We start from the raw sequence: 17,436 nt of genomic DNA on the forward strand, positions 1-17,436 counted from the left end.
GGAGGCTCTACGTGCTTGTGGACTACGGGTATCCGAACTCCGCCCGCGAGCGGCTAAGGCGGCCAGCCATCTAGACAGCAGGGCGGGATGCGATCTTCGCCACCGTCTGTGGTGCCCGGCTAACGTGGTGTGGTGGGGCCGCGATTCTGCGGCTTGGGGGGCGATCGAGGTCATGGCCTACAAGGGTACAAATCTTCACACTTGTGAAGATTTATAACCACGTTGCTGAAGTTCACGGCCCGAGAATAGGTTGCAGATCCGTGTTGTCAACCAGTATGAAGAAGGAGCGACAAGACTCTTCACGCTGGTGAAAATCTGGGGGAGTGCATGTGGGACGACCGGGGCGAACGTGACATGCCGAGCGTGCCGACGATCTTGAACGCGTTGTTCGAGCGGCATCGCAAGGGGCGGTCAGGCAGCCAAAAGCCTGGTCGACCGTTCAGCAACCAGGAAGTCGCGGAGTGGTGCACCGCCCACGGCGTCGAGATGTCGCAGACGCACCTGTGGAACCTGCGCCAGGAGTCCAAGGCGGTGGACCCGCGTGCCAGTCACCTCAAGGTCATCGCGAGGTTCTTCGGCTACCGACCCGCCTACTTCCTCGACCCCGACGTCTTCTGGGAAGCCGAAGCCCAGTTCGGGAACCCGCCACCCGGCGCCGTCGACGATCCGTCGATCCCCAGCCAAGCCGTGCCAGCACAGGTGCTGTTGCGCACCGTGGACGACCTCAGTGACGCCGGCCGCGAGCTGATGTTCGGTCTGGTCCAGCAGGTGGTCGAGTGGGAGAGGAACCATGGGCACGAGGGACGCGACTCCTGACACTGGCGGGGTCCTCGGCCGGGTGCGAAGAAGCCTGCGGCAACGCCGCGCCCATGATCGGAGCGAACCGGTCCTGGACGAACGCACCGTCGTTCGGATCGCCCGGAGCGTGTCCGTGCCCGACCCTTTCGACTTCGACCGGCTGATCACCGAGGTCTCCGACACCATCGGCAAACCGGTCGGGCTCGCCCCGTACCCCGAGGACACCATCGCCAAGGCCCGGCGCGCGGGTGAAGCACTTCCGGCAGCCGTCTGCGTCTCGCTTCCGCGCCGGGTCTTCGTGTTCTACCGCGCTGACACGACCCCCGACCACCAGAGGCACTCGATATTGCACGAGATCGGCCATCTGCTGTGCGGGCACGTCAGCGCGGAATCTGGGCAACCGCTGTGGGCGCACCGAAGCACGTATGACGACGCGCGCGAGCAGGCGGCGGAGGCGTTCGCATACGAGTTCGAGCGCCGCCTCGGTCCTGTACGCGTCCGACGTGGACGCCAACCCGGCAACGCCGAGATCAACTGCGCCGTCGACCGCTACGGCTCGATTCTCGAAGGATAGGTCCGTGCCGATCTTCAACCTCGCGCTGATGGCAGCCGTGACCGCTGCCATCGCGTTCTGGCTGTCCTCCTACCGGTACAGCCGCAAGAGTGGTGTTCTCGCGATGTGCTTCGCATTGGTGCTGCTGGACATCGCCCTCCTGATCGGCATCCTGTCCTTCGCCGGGCTGGACTGGCCGCTGCAATGGCTACAGCACCTGTGCGTCATGGTTTCGGCCTACCAGCTCCAGGTGTTCTGCCTCCACCTCACCACCGGGCATGACCAGGTGCCCGCAAAGATCCGGCGTAGGAGACGGACCTTGATCGTGGCGTGTGGCCTGCTGGTCGTCTTCTACCTGCTGGGACCACTGCGCTTCGGAATTGTGGCTGTACTGTCCACCCTCGGCGATCGTCAGTTCGTCACCGAATACCTCGCCACCTACACCCTCTATCTGGGCTGGGCGATGTTGGACGTGCTACTCATGTCCCGGCTTGCGCGGCACGTCGGCCGTCCTGGACTCAGACTGGGCCTGCGCCTGCTCGGTGCCGGTAGTTTCCTGGGATTGCTGTACTCGGCACTGCGACTTGGCGTCAGCGTCATTGTGGCTCTCGGTGGACCTATCACTCCGGATTCGTTCCTCGTTCCCACGACCGGCTGGCTGATCTTCGGGGCGATCATGTTGCTTATGGCAGGAATTCTTGTTCCGCCATTCGTCGTGCGCTGGGAGGCACGCCAGGCGTACAACCACCTCGCTCCCCTTTGGGAGGCGGTCACCGCTGTTGCGCCTGAACTCGTGTATGGCAACCGCAGCAACGTCGCTGACAGGCTGCGCGTCCGGATCACCGAGATCCGCGACGTGCTAATCGGCCCCCTTCACGCCTACCTGGACGCCTCAGTCGTCGAGGACGTCACACACCAGGCCGCAGCACAAGGACAGCCCACACCGCAGGCCCGCGCGACCGGAGAGGCAGCAGCCATCGCTGTCGCAATTGAGTCCAAGCGCCACAACCTTCCGGCTGCGACGACCACGCCGGTCACCATCGGCGAAACACCTGACGACGAAGAAGTTGCTCAACTCGTCCGCATCTCAACGGCTTTTTCCGAATCCTCTCTCGTGACCGCCGCAGTCAAGGAGTGTCGACGCCAGCATGACCACTAACACATCCGCTAGGACTGCGCGGAGCAAGCTGGCTCGGCTCGCCACCGAAGTCCTCGCCCCATGGGTTTGGGTTCTCGGACTCCCGCTTGCCATCGCCTGGCACGCCACTCAACAGATGTGGCCAACCCTGTTGTGGGGACTCGTCGTCGGTATCACTGGCTCGGTGATACCGATGGTCATCATCGTGCGAGGCGCACGCCGAGGGAAGTGGCACAGCCACCACGTGACCAACCGAGAGGGTCGCGTGGTGCCGTTCGTCGCGTGCATCGGCTCATTGGGCGTCGGCGTCCTCATCTTGGTGATAGGGAACGCGCCTCGGGAGATGCTGGCTCTCGCCCTGGCGATGTTTGCCACCCTGGTGGTGTGCGTGGCCATCACGTTCGCACTACCTGTCGGCGGTGCGCGGGGCTGGAAGATCTCGATGCACGCAGCCGTGGCGGCGGGTGCGTCCGGGATTCTCGTCGTTTCCTACGGTCCATGGCTCGCTCTGTCAGCCCTCGCTGTCATCCTGGTTGACTGGTCGCGCGTCGAACTCCGTGACCACACTGCCGCACAGGTCACATGGGGCTCGGTTGTGGGTGTCGCCATCGGTGGCGTATCGCATCTGATGTTGGTCCACCTGCTCGCTTGAAGGCAATCGCTAGCTTGCGACCTAGCCGTGAATGCCCCTGTGCCATCGGCTGCGCAAGGGAAGCCTCGGTACCTTCCCCGATCTGGAAATCATCAACAAGGTCGCTGCTGCGCTCGACCTCGCCACTGAGCAGCTTTCCACCCCGTTCGCCAGGGTGTTCGACTGCTGGAGCTGTCACTCCAGCAGTCGAACACTCGTCCCGCAGGAGATGGATGAGGGCATGGCCAACGTGTCTGAGGGCGGGCAGCAGCTTGCTGTCGATCTGGGTCTGGACCCATGCCGCACACTGGCGAAGGACCGGGCCCCGCGGAGCGTTACGTCTCGCACCCGGCGGTGTGCCCGACCGACCAAGAATGTGAAAGTTTCATGCGCCGATCGGCCTACCTCTCGAAGCGGCCTGGTCACGTGGACGATCGCGAACCGTGTCCTGGGCAACGGACGATCTTGGTGTGATGAGTTTTCGTAACGGAGCGTGACTTCGGTCGGCGCAGCGGCCTCCTTCCTCCGAAGTAAGGCCCGGCACACTCCTCTCACTCGACCGTGTAGTGCGTACCGTGGGTGTTGTTCGCGAAACGGGAGGTTCCGTCGATGGATCAGGAAACCACGATCGGAGATCGCATCCGTCACTTCCGTGGCAGGATGACCCAGCAGGAACTGGCCACCAGGGCGGGGGTCAGCGTCGATGTGATCCGCAAGCTTGAACAGAAGCGGCGGGGCACATCGATCGCTACTTTGCACCTGATCGCGCTAGCACTCGACGTGGACACGTCGACGTTGCTTGCCAAGAGTGCAGCAGTGCCGTCAGCCGAGCCGAACGCTGGCGTCGTGGCGATTCGACATGCCCTGACCTCGGTTGATGATCTTCTCGGACACTTCGGTGATGAGGCCCTGCCGATGGTCGAGGCCAGGCGCACGGTGGATTACGCCTGGGGTGCCTACTGGGGCGGTAAGTATGAACTGCTGGCGTCTATCCTTCCGACGGCAATTTCCCAGTTGCGTGGCACGGTACATGCGACCCACTCTGCGGAACTAAGTCAGGCCAACCACCTGATGGCCCGGCTGTACTGGGTTGCGGGTTGCACGCTAGTTCACATGGGCCAACCTGACTCGGCGTACCTGGCGATCAGACTGGCCCTGTCGGCATCGAAGAATGCAGATGACCTGTTGTTGGACGCGACGCTGCGCGGCTCGGTCGCGTGGCAACTCTTGGTGCAAGGCCGCTTTGATGAGTCGGTCAGGGTCTCGACCTCGACTGCCGTGAGCATCGAACCAAGTGGCGATGTCCCGCCGGAACACCTATCTGCATATGGCAGCCTGCTAATCACTGCTGCGACTGCGGCTGGGCGTGCCCGAAAAGGGGACGAAGCAAGGGATTTCATGCGATCGGCTAGCGAAGTTGCCCAGCGGATCGGCCACGACCGAGACGACTATGAAACGGCCTTCGGGCCGAGCCAGGTTGTGATGCAGACCGTGGACGTATGTGTGGTAACGGAGAACTACACCGACGCCCTGAACGTCGCAAAAACGATGCCCAAAGATGCCGTGTTGCCCCTAGCTTCCAGTGCTCGGCACCTAGCTGACCGTGCCTACGCGCTTGCGCGACTGGGCCATGACCAGAAGGCGCTGGACACTCTGCTGACGATGGAACGGTTGGCGCCCGACTGGGTTCGTTATCAGACGTTGCCTCGGCTCGTAGTCGGTGAACTGGTGGAGAACCACAAGCGCTCAGTCAAAACGTCATCGCTGCTCGGTCTTGCGCGCAGACTGGGTGTGCACTCCACCTGATTGGGGGACACGGGTAGGACACTGTGTCCTACCTGACTTGTTGCGATCGCCCATAGCGTCATTTCCAATACGGGAGGTGACGCTATGGGCGTCTTTGGTGTCGCGTCAGCCCCCGTCAAGCCTCGCGTAACTGATCACAGCTAGCTGTGATCAGTTGCATTCGAGATGCGTGGACATGTGGATGGGTGGCGATCCAAATGACGGCTTTTGTGTCGGTCTCGACGTTGTGCAACGAGGCTTACCTGGCGGGGGTAGCGCCGGGTTTCGTGGCGGGTGGCGACGTTCCGAGCACATGGCCTAGGGGTTTGCTCCGTCGTTCGCCCGCCCCCTGGGCAGTCATGTCGTGGGGCCTGTCGTGTTGGTAGGTGAAGCCGGCAGCGACGACGGGCCAGATGAATTGCGGATCGTCGAGATGTTGCGATCGCCTGTTCAGTCCACTGGTGGGGAACCGGTCACGGTCTACGGCTACATCTTTGCCCAGTTGCAGTCCGAGGTCGAAGCGGGACGGCAGTACGTCCGCGACTTTTGTGAGAGGCGCGGTTACCGGTTGAGTGCGGTGTTCTCGGACCGCCAGGTCAACGGTGTGGGTTTCCTGGCGTTGAGGGACGTTTTGTTGCTGCGAATGACTGTCTCCGTAGTAATCCCGTCCTGGGGGAACCTGGCTGATACCGGGGTGATGCAGCGGGAGTTGACGGATCAGATTCTTAGCGCGGCTTCCCAGATTGTAGTGGTCGATGACGAGGAAGAAGAGGAGGCGGCACCATGAGCGAATTGTTGCACGATGTGCCAGAGGTCGGTCCCCCATCTGGGGAAGGCCGTCCTGCGTGGTTGCAGGCACCAGAAGAGTTGGATTTTGATGGCTGGGCAGAAACGGACGACCGAACCCACGGGTTGCTACGGGTTCTGGGGTTCGTCAACCAGGTTTTGCCATTGCTCGTCGTTGCACAAACGCGATTGCAGAATGAACTTAGTCGACGGCAAGTCGAGTCTGACCAACCTGTTAAGCCGTTGGGGGCGTTGCTTCACGAGGTGTCCGACGTCTCGACCCGGCTCGGGTTGGCCGGCTTTCAGCTGGCGCGTGAACTGGATGTGGTGAAGGTGGTTGAGCCGGAGCAAGCTGCGGCAGCAGCCGAGGACGAGGCCGCCGCACTCGCCTTCGATCGCCGACTTGCAGAAGCTGTGTCGCTCGCCGACGGCGGGGGAGACCCTTCGGCTTTGGTGACGTTGGCGTATCCGCCGGGTACGTCACCTCAGGACATGACGGTGCCGTCGCGGAGTGTTCTTCCACGTCAGGATTAGTCGTGAGCGCGCCGGCCCCGACAGGCCGCCGCTCCCGGTGGTGGTCATAGATACCGCACGTGGTGATGGCGGTCCTTGTCGGCGATGGAAAGTTGAACTCCGCCGAGGCGTGGATGTGGACCGTTGTTCTGGTGGTTCTGTCGTTTGCTTTTGTGCTGTGTGTGATGCCGTGGGGCAGGTTGCGCCGGTTGGCCGGACGGAGAGCACGTCAAGCCCGGACGGGGCGGAAGGCGAAGGGTTGGGTTAGTGACCACGATGACGACGGCGTTCGCTGAGATGCCTCGGGCCGTGGCGTTCGCCGACTCCGGTGACGTCGAGTCTGCCGCCGTGATGGTGGCGGGTATGTGGAGGGTCGCGGAGCAGGCCGGGACGCCGGAGGAACTGGACGGGCTCTGCCGACTCACCGACTGGGTGGGCGGACTCGCGCCGGATTCCGAACATGTGGCTGGCGCGTGGCGGTCGTGTGCGGACTTCTTCGCCAGACAGGGCCAGTTTCAGCGCGCTGACTACGCGGTGTCGAGGGAGGTGGTGGTGTGGGAGAAGGCTCGTGACCTGATCGGTCTCGTGGACGCGCTCCACTCGCGCGCCCGACTTTTCCGTTCCGAGAGGGCCGTGAACGACATGGGTCGTCTGGATCGGTTGGTGGACTGTGCCGAGCATCTGCGGGATGCCTACCGGTATTACGGCGACCAGTGGGGCATCGCGCGGGCGGACCTCGTGCTCGGGGCGCTCTACGTCGAGGCCGGCCGTGCCGCCGATGGTGTCTGGCACTGCGAACGGGCGCTTCGTGCCGTCGTGAAGCTGTCGGCGCGGAAGTCTGTGTCGCCCTGCGGTGATCTCCTGGCAGGCGTCCTGGTCTCCCTGGGGCGTGCACTGTGGGCGGACGGTCATCGGAGCGCGGCACGGAAGAAGTTCCGGCGTGCCTTGACCGTTCTGTCCGAGGGGGCAGAGGCGGAGCGCGAGGAAGTCGCCTTGTTGCTCGCGGTCTCGACAAACACCGTCGAGCTGCCTGCGGCGAAGGTGATCGCGGTGGACTGGTTCGGCTATCCGTGCTGGCCCGCACCGCCTTTGCCCGGCAACGACTCCACGCCACGCAAGTCGACGGCGTCCGTTCGTGACGAGCGGGTTTTCGCCGAGTTCCTGGACCTGGCGGTCAACGAGTGTGCGCCGAGGCTTGCGGCCGTGGTCGAGGTGGACGAGGCCAACGACTATCTGCGGATCGTGGGATGGTGCCTGGAGTTCTCGGATCGCATGCACGTGCTCACAGTCGACGGACACGCGTACCTGGCCGGGATGAGCGCCGAGGAAACGCGGTCGACGTTCACCCCCGGTCAGGGTGAGGCCCGTTTGGTGCCGGTGCGGCCTCGTGCGCCCGACGTGGAAGCGTCCGCTTCGGACCGCGATCCCATCCGGTTGCTGGCCACCGGCGACCACCTGGTGCCTGAACTTCCGATCGGCCCCCAGATCCGCTACCGCGACTTGGCCGACCCGGTCCGAGCCAAGGGTGAGGCGTTGATCGCCCACGAGTTCACCAAGGGCAAGAGTCGCGAGGCACTGGCGAGGGTGCACCAGGTCCATGTGGGGACCATCGGGCGTTACCTGATCCGAGCGGGTGTGCTCAAACCAGGGCAACGTCGGAGGCAGCGATGACCGATAACCCTGAGCCCGACGTGTCGCTGTTCGCTGCCGAAAGAGCTGCACGGTACATCGCCGTCTGGCAGCGCGTGGGTGCCCAGGACACGACGTTCAGCTATCTGCGCACGGTGGTGAGACTCAGCGTCCACAGCCCGGTGCTGCGACGCTGGGCACACCTCGACGCCTTCCGCCGCAACGTCCTGTGGACATCCGTCGCAACCCTGGCTGTTGGCGTGTTCGTGGTCCTGGAAGGTGGCCCGATCCAGCTCGGGTTCATCCTGACCGCGCTGAGTGCGGTCTTCGCACTCTGGCTCGCGCTCAACATCTGGCCCAGCCGGGACCATGGCCTCACGGTCGCGGTCGGCCTCGCCCGCCACCTCGACCGAACTACCGACGACCAAACCCCCGAACCGCCACCACCCCTTTGACACCGGGCGACCCCTCCCCCGGTGAAGGGTGCTCCGGCCTGTCGCCCCAGGCCGGAGCACCCCCCACAGCTCTGACTCCGACGCGCTCCACCCAGCCCCTGTAGCCCAGCTTGGCAGAGGCAGCCGCTTAAAACGGTCTCAGCGACGGTTCGAATCCGTTCAGGGGTACCCAGGAACCACACACCTACGTCCGGGAGGACACGTGCACGACCGCCCGCACTTCGCCGGACGACGACCGGGAGGCGGCGGCACGTTCGTCATCGAGAGCGACCGCGGCGTCCAGTCCGCCGCCTGGGAGACGGCCTACCACTGCCCCGCAGGCCACGACTTCACCGTGCCCTTCGCGCCGGAGGCGGAGGTACCTGGGGTGTGGCCCTGTCGCGTCCACCACGGCGCAACCGGCCACCGCACCGCCTCCACCCCTGAACCGGCCGCCGCACCCGCCCACAGCAGGCACGAACACGATCTGTACAGCCGACGAACCGTCGCCGAGCTACAGGAACTCCTAGACGAACGCCTAGCGGCGCTCGCGTTGTCCCGCAGCACGGAACCTGCTCCACCTCCCTTACAACAGGAGGGCTGACCGCATGACACACGCCAACCGCAACCTGGAAGCGTCGGTCCCGTGACGGTGAATCGCGGGGCCGATCTGCACCGGCCAAACCGCCCGTGCTCAATGCTGGTCTGGGCGGTGGCAAGCACTTAGAAGGCTCGAACGCGACGGTGGGAGCCGTGAGGGGGACCGGTGTCCCCCTCACCAGCTACCTAGTTGGTGCCACGGGGGCCAACAGCCCTAATGAGCTGCTCAGGGCCTTGAGCAGCCACAAGAGGGTTCTCATGGGGTGTACTTAGGTCCACTCGTCTCGGGGCGAGGTGTGTCGACGGAAAGCGTCGACCGCCTCGTCTCGTAGTGTTTTGTGGGGGTGCAACCCCCACACCCCGCCCGGAGGGCTCCGCCCCCGGACCCCCGGCTCTGGTTGAGTTCGGCGGTGTGGGGTTCTCCTGTGGTGTAGTCAGCTCGCGGGCCGTCTCCGTCCGCCTCGCCCTCCGGACCGGACGATGGCGACTGCGCACGACCGGTTCGACGGCCACCCGTTGGACGCCCCCTCGCGTCGGCCCGGTTCGCCCGTTGGCAGGGCTTCGCCCGGATCCGCGCTGGTGCGCAACTCGCTGCGGAGTTCCGGAGTCTTCGGGCGGTCCGGGTCCGGGACGGCGCAATTCTTGTGAGGATTCGTTGCGTTGTCCCCGCTGTTGTCGGGATGACTGGAATCCGGGGCGATCGCGGGGCATTCTGTGGGCACTCGGACCAATGGTCGGGCGGGGCCGGTCGGTGATCTTGTCCGGGTTTTCTGGCGGAGTCGGGTGGAATTATCTGACGAGGGGCGGATCGGGCGTATGAACACCTTCGAGACGCGAGTGCGTCCCGAGGAATTCGAGGACCTGGTCGGTCGCGGGCACAAGGCGCGGTACCCGGCCGGGGCCTTCCTGATGAGGCAGGGGGAGCCCAGCGACTGCGTGATGGTGCTGCTGCACGGCCACGTGACGATCCACAGCGGCGAGCACGGGCTGATGGCGGTCCGGCGGCGGGGCGAGCTGCTCGGCGAGTTCGCGTTCTTCCAAGACGGGCTGCGCACGGCCTCGGTGCAGGCCCACGACGAGGTGACGGTGGTGAAGATCCCCGGCAAGCACTTCCTGGCCTACCTCGACGCGAACCCGCGCATCCAGCAGGACCTGCTGCGGCTGGTGATCGCCAAGCTGCGGGCCGCCGAGGCGCGGCACGCCAAGGCGACCTCGGGCGCGGCCCTGGTCCGGGCGCTCGTGCAGGCGGCCGAGGGGTTCACCGAGGACCCGACGTCCGGGCGGCTGCTGGTGCCGCTGACCCAGCCCCAGCTCGGCGGTCTGGCCGGGATCTCCGACCTGTCCGTGCTGCGCGGCATGAAAGTCCTGCGCGACCAGCGCATCGTGGACGGCCGGGCGCGCAAGGGAGCGGTGCTCATCCCGTGCCTCGCCTGCCTTCAGCGGGCTGCCTTGTCAACGCAGAAGTACGGAAAGTTGCCCGGAAGTATCAACGGATGTTACGGGGTCGGCTCCTGCCCTGAACAGTGACGGCGACGTTTCCGCGACGAACCCATCCAGCGAGGCATTGTGAACGCTCTCCTTGCCACCGACTGCACCGTAGCGCGTTTGGACGTGGTCGACTCAGGGTCCGGGGGCAGGCGCCGTCAGCGACACCTCGACCAGGCGCTGACCGAGGCGCTCGACAACGCGCTGGCGATCCTCGACCACCACAACCTGTACGCGCCGGCGCGGCGCTTCAAGCGCGACGACGGCGACAGCGTGACGTTGGCGTTCGGTGCCGACATCCCCAAGACGTGGGTGCTGTCGGACATCGTGCTGCGCGAGTTCGACCTCGCGCTCGCCGACGTCAACAAGCCGCTGATCGACCGCTACCGGCTGCGGCTGCGGATCGCGGTGGACGTCGGGCCCACCGTGATCGACCCGCCGCACATCGCGGGCGACCCGGTGATCAGCACGGCCCGGCTGATCGACGCCGAGCCGTTCCGCCAAGCACTGGCCGACGCGCCGCAGGAGGACTTCGGCGTGATCGTGTCGGACCGCCTCCACCAGGAGGTCGTGCTCAACGGCGAACGCGGCCTGGACCGGGTCCCGTTCCGCCCGGTCGAGGTGTCCGTGAAGGGCACCCGGTGTTCCGCGTGGGTCTTCGTGCCCAAGCGGGAACGGTGACCTGGCCCGGAGTCTTCGCGACTCCGGGCCGCGTTTCTCCCTGGTATTTCGGATTCGGCGGAACAACCCGGGTTTTCTCGACGGGGCGACTGGAAATCCGACTCCGGTCGGGGCATCGTGTTGCGGCGACAGCGCGTGGTGGCGACGTCGGCGGGTGGGGCCGTGGGCGGGGGTGGCGGGATGGTCGGAAAAGTGTTCGCGGTCCGGGTTCGGGCCGCTGATTTGCGGGCTTTGGTGGAATCGGGGCGGCCGGTCCGCTATGCGGCCGGGGACCACCTCATGCGGCAGGGCGATCCGGGGGATTGCGTGCTGCTGGTCGGGTCCGGTCGGGTCAAGGTGGTCGCCCGGGACGGCGCCGGGCACGAGCGGCTGCTCGGGATCCGGGGCAGCGGCGAGTTGCTCGGCGAGATGGCCTGCGTGGACGACGGGCCGCGCTCCGCGTCCGTGGTGGCGCACGACCCGGTGTCGGCCACGAAGATCGCCAAGGCCCGGTTCATGGGGATCATGGTCGAACGGCCCGCGCTCGCCCGAGAGGTCGTCCGGCAGGTGTCCCAGCGGCTGCGCGACGCCGAGCGCAAGCAGTCCGAGCTGACCTCGGACAGCGTGGACACCAGGGTCGCGCGGGTGCTGACGGAGCTGGCCGGGCTGTTCGCCGAGGACGGTGCGCTCGCGCCGCGCGGGGCGTCCGTGCCGTTGGGACAGGAGGAACTGGCGCAGCTCGCGGCGGCGTCGCACGTGTCGGCGCAGCGCGCGTTGCGGGGGCTGCGGGCGCGCCGGCTGGTCGTCACCGGGTACGGCCGGGTCGACATCCCCTGCCTGGGCTGCTTCGCGGCACTGTCCGGTCTGAACTCCGCGAAAGACGTCAGCGGATGTGGTGGCCGCGGTGCCTGCCCCCAAGGGTGATCACATCCGCGACTCCTTCCCCTCCAGTGAGGCAACGTGAGCACACTCGCACTCGCGCGCACGGTGCTGCGGTTCGACGTCGTCGGCTCCGGCGCCGGGGACCTCGGCCGGCAGGTGTTGTTGGACCGCGCGCTGGAGTCCGTTTTGGACCTGGCGTTCGACGCGGTCCGGGATCCCCGGTACCCGGTCGGCGGCTCGTTCCGGCGGGCCGACGGGGACAGCGCGACGCTGGTGATCGAGGCGTGCGTCGCGAAGTCGTGGATCCTCGCGGACTTCGTGCTGCGGGAGGTCCCGATCGCGCTCGGCCAGGTGAACCGGGTGACGAACCCGGAGCACCGGCTGCGGCTGCGGGTCGCCGTGGACCACGGCGAGACGGTGATGGACGTGCCGCACGTGGGCGGCGACCCGGTGGTGGCGACCGCGCGGCTGGTGGACGCGCCCCGGTTCCGTCAGGCGCTGGCCGATTCACCGGCGCAGGACCTCGGCGTGATCGTGTCCGACCGGTTCTACAACGAGGTGGTGCGCCGCGGCGAGCGCGGGCTCGACCAGGTCGGGTTCCGGCCGATCCACGTGCCCGCCAAGGACTTCCGCCGGCTGGGCTGGCTCTGGGTGCCGCCCGGCGGCGAACCCGCGCCCCGGCCCGGTCGCAGGGCGAAGCCGGAACCGGCGTCCGTGAAGCTCGCGGACGCCGTTCGTCTCTTCCGGGTCGACGGGCCGCCGGACGTGGTGCTCGGGCTCGGCGAGTGAGAGCCCCGGCGGCCGGGCCGCGGCCGGCCCGACAGCGCCGTTCGGGGCAACGGGGGGCTTTTTGACGAGCGGTTGTCCCGCTTTGGCCGTAGCGCCCGCCGGCGGGCGGGAGTATTGGTGACCTCGGCTCGGTATTCGGGGCGGGGGGTGCGGCCTCTTCTCCGGGTGAGGGGAGGGAGGCCGATGACCACCACGGTGAGTTTCGTGGCGCACCCGGACGACGATCTGCTGTTCATGAACCCGGACGTCCTGTCCGACGTGCGGGCCGGGTTCGAGGTGTGGGTGGTGTACCTGACCGCCGGGGACCTCCCGTGCGGGGAGGGGTTCTCCGCGTGCGGGATGGACTACGCCGACATGCGGATCCAGGGGGCGCGGGCCGCGTACGCGCGGGCCGCCAACGTCGAGAACCGGTGGAGCTTCGAGTCGTTGGCGCTGGGCGGGCGACACCTCGCGAGCAACACGCTCGACGGGACCGGGGTGCGGCTGGTGTTCACCTACGTGCACGCCGCCGGGGGCAGCGACCAGACCGGGGACCTGGCGCGGATGGTGACCGACCCGGTCTTCGTCGCGCAGCCGATCGACGGCCGGCCGTCCTACACCCGCCGGACGTTCGTCCGGGTGCTGCGGGACCTGTTGGCGCGGGCCGAACCGGAGTACATCCGGACGTTGAGCACCGTCGGGCACCGGGAGGGGGACCGCGACCACGTCGACCACACGGCGGGCGCGATCCTGGTGGCGATGGCGGACCTGGACGAGCGCAAGCGGACCCGGATCCGGCGGGACGAGTACGACGGGTACGTGATCCGGGGGAACCCGCCGAACTTCGACGGCTTCTGGCAGGACGAGAAGACCGCCGTGTGGCACGCCTACCGGTCGCACGACCCGGAACTGGGACCGGGCGACTGGGACAACGTGATGGACCGCCAGTACCGCGAGCGGGTGTTCGAGGTGGGCGATCCGTGGACGCCGCCGGACGACTTCGACGTCTAGCCTGGCGGACGTGCACGAGACGGCCGAGGACCTGAAGTGGTTGCAGCGCCTGCTGGACGACTCCTACGCGGCGGCGGGCCGGCACCTGCGGTCGGTCGTCACGCCGGAGCGCCGGCTGGACGCGGCGGGCGTCGTCGCGGAGCTGGGCGCGATGCGGGTCATGGCGCTGGCCACGGTGACCGCTGCGGGACAGCCCCGGGTCGGGCCGGTCGACGGGCTGTTCCACCGGGGTCGGCTGCACTTCGGTTCGGGCGCGGATTCCCTGCGGTTCCGGCACATCCGCGCCCGGCCGGCGGTCTCGGCCTCGGTGGTGGACGGCGAGCGGGCGCAGGTCACGGTGCACGGGACGGCGCACGAGGTCGTTCCGGAGGGCGACCTGCGGGAGTTCCTGGTCGGCGTCTACGGGCGGGAGGCGTGGGACGGCTGGATGAGCGCGCTGCCGTGGGCCCGGATCGAGCCCACCCGGATGATCGGGTTCCGCAAGCCGGACGCGTGAAGCCGCAAGTCGGCGGAGTGGGCGCGCGCGGGTGGGGGCGCGAGTCCCGCCACCCGGCGGATTCCGCGCCAGGGCTAGCATCTGGTCGGTGCGCTTCGTGGCCGATCTCCACATCCACTCGAAGTACTCGCGAGCCTGCAGCCGGGACTGCGACCTGGAACACCTGACCTGGTGGGCGCGGCGCAAGGGGATCTCGCTGGTCGGCACCGGCGACTTCACCCACCCCGCGTGGCACGACCACCTGCGGGAGAACCTGGTGCCCGCCGAGCCCGGCCTGTTCCGGTTGCGCGCCGACCTGGACCGCGAGATCGACCGCACGCTCGCGCCGTCGCTCGCCGCGACCCCGGTCCGGTTCATGCTGTCCGTGGAGATCTCCACGATCTACAAGCGCGGCGACCGCACCCGCAAGGTGCACCACCTGGTCTACATGCCGGACCTGGACTCGGCGGCCGTGTTCAACCGGCGGATGGCCAAGATCGGCAACATCGGCTCGGACGGGCGGCCGATCCTCGGCCTGGACTCCCGGGACCTGCTGGAGATCACCCTGGAGTGCGGCGGCTACCTGGTGCCCGCGCACGTCTGGACGCCGTGGTTCGCCGTGCTGGGCTCGAAATCCGGGTTCGACGCGATCGCGGACTGCTACGTCGACTTGGCCGACCACATCTTCGCCGTGGAGACCGGACTGTCCAGCGATCCCGAGATGAACTGGCGGGTCTCCGGCCTCGACCGGTACCGCCTGGTCAGCAACTCCGACGCGCACTCGCCGCCGATGCTGGGCCGCGAGGCGACGGTGTTCGACACCGACCTGGACTACCACTCGGTCAAGCACGCGCTGGAGACCGGCGAGGGGTTCGCCGGGTCGATCGAGTTCTTCCCGGAGGAGGGCAAGTACCACGTCGACGGGCACCGCAAGTGCGGCGTCCGGATGGAGCCCGCGGAAACGCTGGCGCACCGGGGGATCTGCCCCGAGTGCGGCAAGCCGCTGACCGTCGGCGTGCTCAGCCGGGTGGAGGAGCTGGCGGACCGCCCGGAGGGCTTCCGGCCGGACGGTGCCGCCGGGTTCCGCAACCTGGTGCCGCTGCCGGAGATCATGAGCGAGATCCTGGGCACCGGCCCCAAGAGCAAGAAGGTGGTCGGCGAGATCGACAAGCTGACCGCCGCGCTCGGCCCGGAACTGGGGATCCTGCAGGACGTCCCGGTGGACGACCTGGCCGCGCACTCCACGTTGCTGGGCGAGGCCGTGGAGCGGCTGCGGCGCGGCCAAGTGGTGCGCGACGCGGGCTACGACGGCGAGTACGGCGTGATCCGGCTGTTCGAGCCGGGCGAGCTGGACCGGCGCGGCGCGTCGCTGTCCCTGTTCGACTTCGAGCCGCCGGCACCCGCGCCCGCCAAGCCGACGCGCGCGCCGGCCGCCCTGCCCGAGGCCGCCGAGCCCGAGGCCGCCGAGCCCGAGCCCGCCGAAGAGTCCGTTGTGGACGGTGGGAGGTCGTTGCTGGACGGGCTTGATCCGGAGCAGCGCGCGGCGGCGGCGTCGGCCGGCGGGCCGTTGCTGATCATCGCCGGGCCGGGCACGGGCAAGACCCGCACGCTGACGCACCGGATCGCGCACCTGGTCACCGAGCGCGGGGTCGCGCCGGAGGAGTGCCTGGCGATCACGTTCACCCGCCGCGCCGCCGAGGAGATGGCCGAACGGCTGGCCGCGCTGGCACCGGGGCACGCCCGCCGGCTGACCGTGGCCACCTTCCACTCGCTGGGCGTGCGGATCCTGCGCGAGCACCACGCCGCGGCGGGCCTGTCCGCGGACTTCGGGATCGCCGACCCCGACCGGCAGCTGGAGGTCGCGCTCACCGTCGCGGGCGAGGACAAGGAAGCGCGCCGGCTGGTCGCCGAAGGCGGCGAGCAGTACAAGAAGGCGTTGCGGGCGCTGGACCTGGTCGACTTCGACGACCTGATCGCGGTGCCGTTGTCGTTGCTGGAGAACGATCCCGAGCTGGTCGCGGCCTACCGCGCGCGGTACCGGTGGATCTCCGTGGACGAGTACCAGGACGTGGACGAGCAGCAGTACCGGCTGCTGCGGCTGCTCGCGCCGGCCGACGGCAACCTGACCGCGATCGGCGACCCGGACCAGGCGATCTACCGGTTCCGGGGCGCGGACGTCGGGTTCTTCCTGCGGTTCCGCGAGGACTTCCCCGGTGCCCGCAGCGTGCAGCTGACCCGCAACTACCGGTCCAGCGCGCTGGTCGTGGCCGGTGCCATGCAGGTGATCGCGCCGACGTCGCTGGTGCCGGGACGGGAGCTGCGGGCGGTGGGCGAGCACGGCGACGCGCGGATCGCCGTGCACCACGCGTCGTCCGAGCAGGCCGAGGCGGTGTTCGTGGCGCGGACGGTCGAGCAGGTGCTGGGCGGCGCGTCGTTCCACGCGTTCGACAGCGGCCGGGTGTCGGTGTCCGAGGGCGCGCACGGCCTGGGGTTCTCCGACTTCGCCGTGCTCTACCGGACCGACCGGCAGTCTCGGGCGCTGGTGGACGCGCTGACCCAGTCCGGGCTGCCGTTCCAGAAGCGGTCGCACGACCGGCTCGCGGACCGGCCCGGCGTGGCCCGGATCGTGCGCGACATGGCCTTCACGGCCGGGGACCGCGTGCTCGACCGGGTGCGCGCGGCGGCCGGCGACGACCACACCGCCTACGAGCTGCTCAAGCCGCTGGCGCAGGAGTGCGGCCAGGACTTCGAGCGGTTCGGCACGACGTTGGCGCTGGGCGTCGAGGTCGACACCTGGGACCCGCGCGCGGACCGGATCTCGCTGCTCACCCTGCACGCGTCGAAGGGCCTGGAGTTCCCGGTCGTGTTCATCGTCGGGTGCGAGGACGGCCTGCTGCCCCTGCGCTGGCCCGGCTCGGCGGCCGACGACGACGTGGACGAGGAGCGCCGGCTGATGTTCGTCGGGATGACGCGGGCGCAGCGGCACCTGTTCCTCAGCCACGCCGGCGAGCGCGCGCGGTCGCCGTTCCTGGCCGAGCTGACCGGGGTCGAGCGCATCGGCGACGGCCGGTCGAAGCGGCGTCGGGGCGGCACCCAGCTCAGCCTGCTCTGACGCCGGCGGCGGCGCGGACCGCCGCCGAACCGTCCAACCACTGCCGCCGGGCAGCCCCCGGGCGTAGCTTGGCCGTCGTCGCCTGTTAACTCATCACTGGCGACTTAACGGTTTGCCGGGTGTCCGGGTGTGCGCTCCACCTGCGAAAATCCGATCCAGAAGATCACAAGTGGACT

At 67.8% G+C, this 17,436-nt stretch carries 17 protein-coding genes and 1 tRNA gene; all 18 read left to right on the forward strand.

Translation table 11 applies throughout. The annotated features are described in order from the left end of the window. The first annotated feature begins 363 nt into the window (after positions 1–363). Entirely contained in the window at positions 364–816 is a 453-nt protein-coding gene (locus AC0HI0_RS38775) for a hypothetical protein (protein ID WP_480928439.1), read from the forward strand. Continuing rightward, positions 791–1,372, forward strand: a complete 582-nt coding sequence (locus AC0HI0_RS38780) for an ImmA/IrrE family metallo-endopeptidase (RefSeq protein WP_480928440.1) — start codon at positions 791–793, stop codon at positions 1,370–1,372. The genes AC0HI0_RS38775 and AC0HI0_RS38780 overlap by 26 nt, the downstream gene beginning before the upstream one ends. A 4-nt stretch (positions 1,373–1,376) precedes the next feature. Beyond that, positions 1,377–2,510, forward strand: a complete 1,134-nt coding sequence (locus AC0HI0_RS38785; protein ID WP_480928441.1) for an MAB_1171c family putative transporter — start codon at positions 1,377–1,379, stop codon at positions 2,508–2,510. Between the two features lie 172 nt (positions 2,511–2,682). Beyond that, the gene (locus AC0HI0_RS38790) at positions 2,683–3,141 is read left to right on the forward strand and encodes a hypothetical protein (protein ID WP_480928442.1); all 459 of its coding nucleotides are present in this window, start codon (positions 2,683–2,685) and stop codon (positions 3,139–3,141) included. A 588-nt stretch (positions 3,142–3,729) separates the two neighbouring features. Continuing rightward, positions 3,730–4,926 (forward strand): helix-turn-helix domain-containing protein, encoded by a 1,197-nt coding sequence (locus tag AC0HI0_RS38795; RefSeq protein ID WP_480928443.1) that lies wholly within the window; start codon positions 3,730–3,732, stop codon positions 4,924–4,926. A 343-nt stretch (positions 4,927–5,269) separates the two neighbouring features. Next, a complete protein-coding gene (locus AC0HI0_RS38800; RefSeq protein ID WP_480928444.1) occupies positions 5,270–5,692 on the forward strand; it encodes a hypothetical protein in 423 nt (140 codons plus the stop codon). After that, complete coding sequence (locus AC0HI0_RS38805) at positions 5,689–6,225, forward strand: hypothetical protein (protein ID WP_480928445.1); 537 nt, start codon at positions 5,689–5,691, stop codon at positions 6,223–6,225. Before AC0HI0_RS38800 ends, AC0HI0_RS38805 begins: the two co-directional genes overlap by 4 nt. A 246-nt stretch (positions 6,226–6,471) precedes the next feature. Beyond that, complete coding sequence (locus AC0HI0_RS38810) at positions 6,472–7,875, forward strand: hypothetical protein (RefSeq protein ID WP_480928446.1); 1,404 nt, start codon at positions 6,472–6,474, stop codon at positions 7,873–7,875. After that, positions 7,872–8,288: a hypothetical protein gene (locus AC0HI0_RS38815; RefSeq protein WP_480928447.1), complete on the forward strand. Its 417-nt coding sequence runs from the start codon at positions 7,872–7,874 to the stop codon at positions 8,286–8,288. Before AC0HI0_RS38810 ends, AC0HI0_RS38815 begins: the two co-directional genes overlap by 4 nt. A 94-nt stretch (positions 8,289–8,382) precedes the next feature. After that, a tRNA-Leu gene (locus AC0HI0_RS38820) sits at positions 8,383–8,456 on the forward strand. A 34-nt stretch (positions 8,457–8,490) separates the two neighbouring features. Then, entirely contained in the window at positions 8,491–8,871 is a 381-nt protein-coding gene (locus AC0HI0_RS38825) for an RNA polymerase-binding protein RbpA (RefSeq protein ID WP_480928448.1), read from the forward strand. A gap of 812 nt (positions 8,872–9,683) precedes the next feature. Further along, positions 9,684–10,394 carry a Crp/Fnr family transcriptional regulator gene (locus AC0HI0_RS38830; RefSeq protein ID WP_480928449.1) on the forward strand — a complete coding sequence of 237 codons (711 nt, stop codon included), beginning with the start codon at positions 9,684–9,686 and terminating at the stop codon, positions 10,392–10,394. 84 nt (positions 10,395–10,478) lie between these two features. After that, positions 10,479–11,033 (forward strand): hypothetical protein, encoded by a 555-nt coding sequence (locus AC0HI0_RS38835; RefSeq protein ID WP_480928450.1) that lies wholly within the window; start codon positions 10,479–10,481, stop codon positions 11,031–11,033. A gap of 180 nt (positions 11,034–11,213) precedes the next feature. Then, positions 11,214–11,936, forward strand: coding sequence for a Crp/Fnr family transcriptional regulator (locus AC0HI0_RS38840; protein ID WP_480928451.1), 723 nt, complete (start codon positions 11,214–11,216; stop codon positions 11,934–11,936). A 36-nt stretch (positions 11,937–11,972) separates the two neighbouring features. Next, positions 11,973–12,683 (forward strand): hypothetical protein, encoded by a 711-nt coding sequence (locus tag AC0HI0_RS38845; RefSeq protein WP_480928452.1) that lies wholly within the window; start codon positions 11,973–11,975, stop codon positions 12,681–12,683. A 183-nt stretch (positions 12,684–12,866) separates the two neighbouring features. After that, positions 12,867–13,673 carry a PIG-L family deacetylase gene (locus tag AC0HI0_RS38850; protein WP_480928453.1) on the forward strand — a complete coding sequence of 269 codons (807 nt, stop codon included), beginning with the start codon at positions 12,867–12,869 and terminating at the stop codon, positions 13,671–13,673. A 10-nt stretch (positions 13,674–13,683) separates the two neighbouring features. Beyond that, positions 13,684–14,169: a pyridoxamine 5'-phosphate oxidase family protein gene (locus AC0HI0_RS38855; protein ID WP_480928454.1), complete on the forward strand. Its 486-nt coding sequence runs from the start codon at positions 13,684–13,686 to the stop codon at positions 14,167–14,169. A gap of 88 nt (positions 14,170–14,257) precedes the next feature. Continuing rightward, entirely contained in the window at positions 14,258–17,260 is a 3,003-nt protein-coding gene (locus AC0HI0_RS38860) for a UvrD-helicase domain-containing protein (RefSeq protein ID WP_480928455.1), read from the forward strand. The last annotated feature ends 176 nt before the right edge of the window (positions 17,261–17,436 follow it).

The organism is Saccharothrix sp. NBAS 001 (assembly GCF_056640475.1).

Coding starts and splice junctions, on each gene's coding strand:
- AC0HI0_RS38780 (WP_480928440.1), top strand. CDS start 791: ATGGGCACGAGGGACGCGACTCCTGACACTGGCGGGGTCCTCGGCCGG.
- AC0HI0_RS38790 (WP_480928442.1), top strand. CDS start 2,683: ATGGTCATCATCGTGCGAGGCGCACGCCGAGGGAAGTGGCACAGCCAC.
- AC0HI0_RS38795 (WP_480928443.1), top strand. CDS start 3,730: ATGGATCAGGAAACCACGATCGGAGATCGCATCCGTCACTTCCGTGGC.
- AC0HI0_RS38805 (WP_480928445.1), top strand. CDS start 5,689: ATGAGCGAATTGTTGCACGATGTGCCAGAGGTCGGTCCCCCATCTGGG.
- AC0HI0_RS38815 (WP_480928447.1), top strand. CDS start 7,872: ATGACCGATAACCCTGAGCCCGACGTGTCGCTGTTCGCTGCCGAAAGA.
- AC0HI0_RS38830 (WP_480928449.1), top strand. CDS start 9,684: ATGAACACCTTCGAGACGCGAGTGCGTCCCGAGGAATTCGAGGACCTG.
- AC0HI0_RS38840 (WP_480928451.1), top strand. CDS start 11,214: ATGGTCGGAAAAGTGTTCGCGGTCCGGGTTCGGGCCGCTGATTTGCGG.
- AC0HI0_RS38850 (WP_480928453.1), top strand. CDS start 12,867: ATGACCACCACGGTGAGTTTCGTGGCGCACCCGGACGACGATCTGCTG.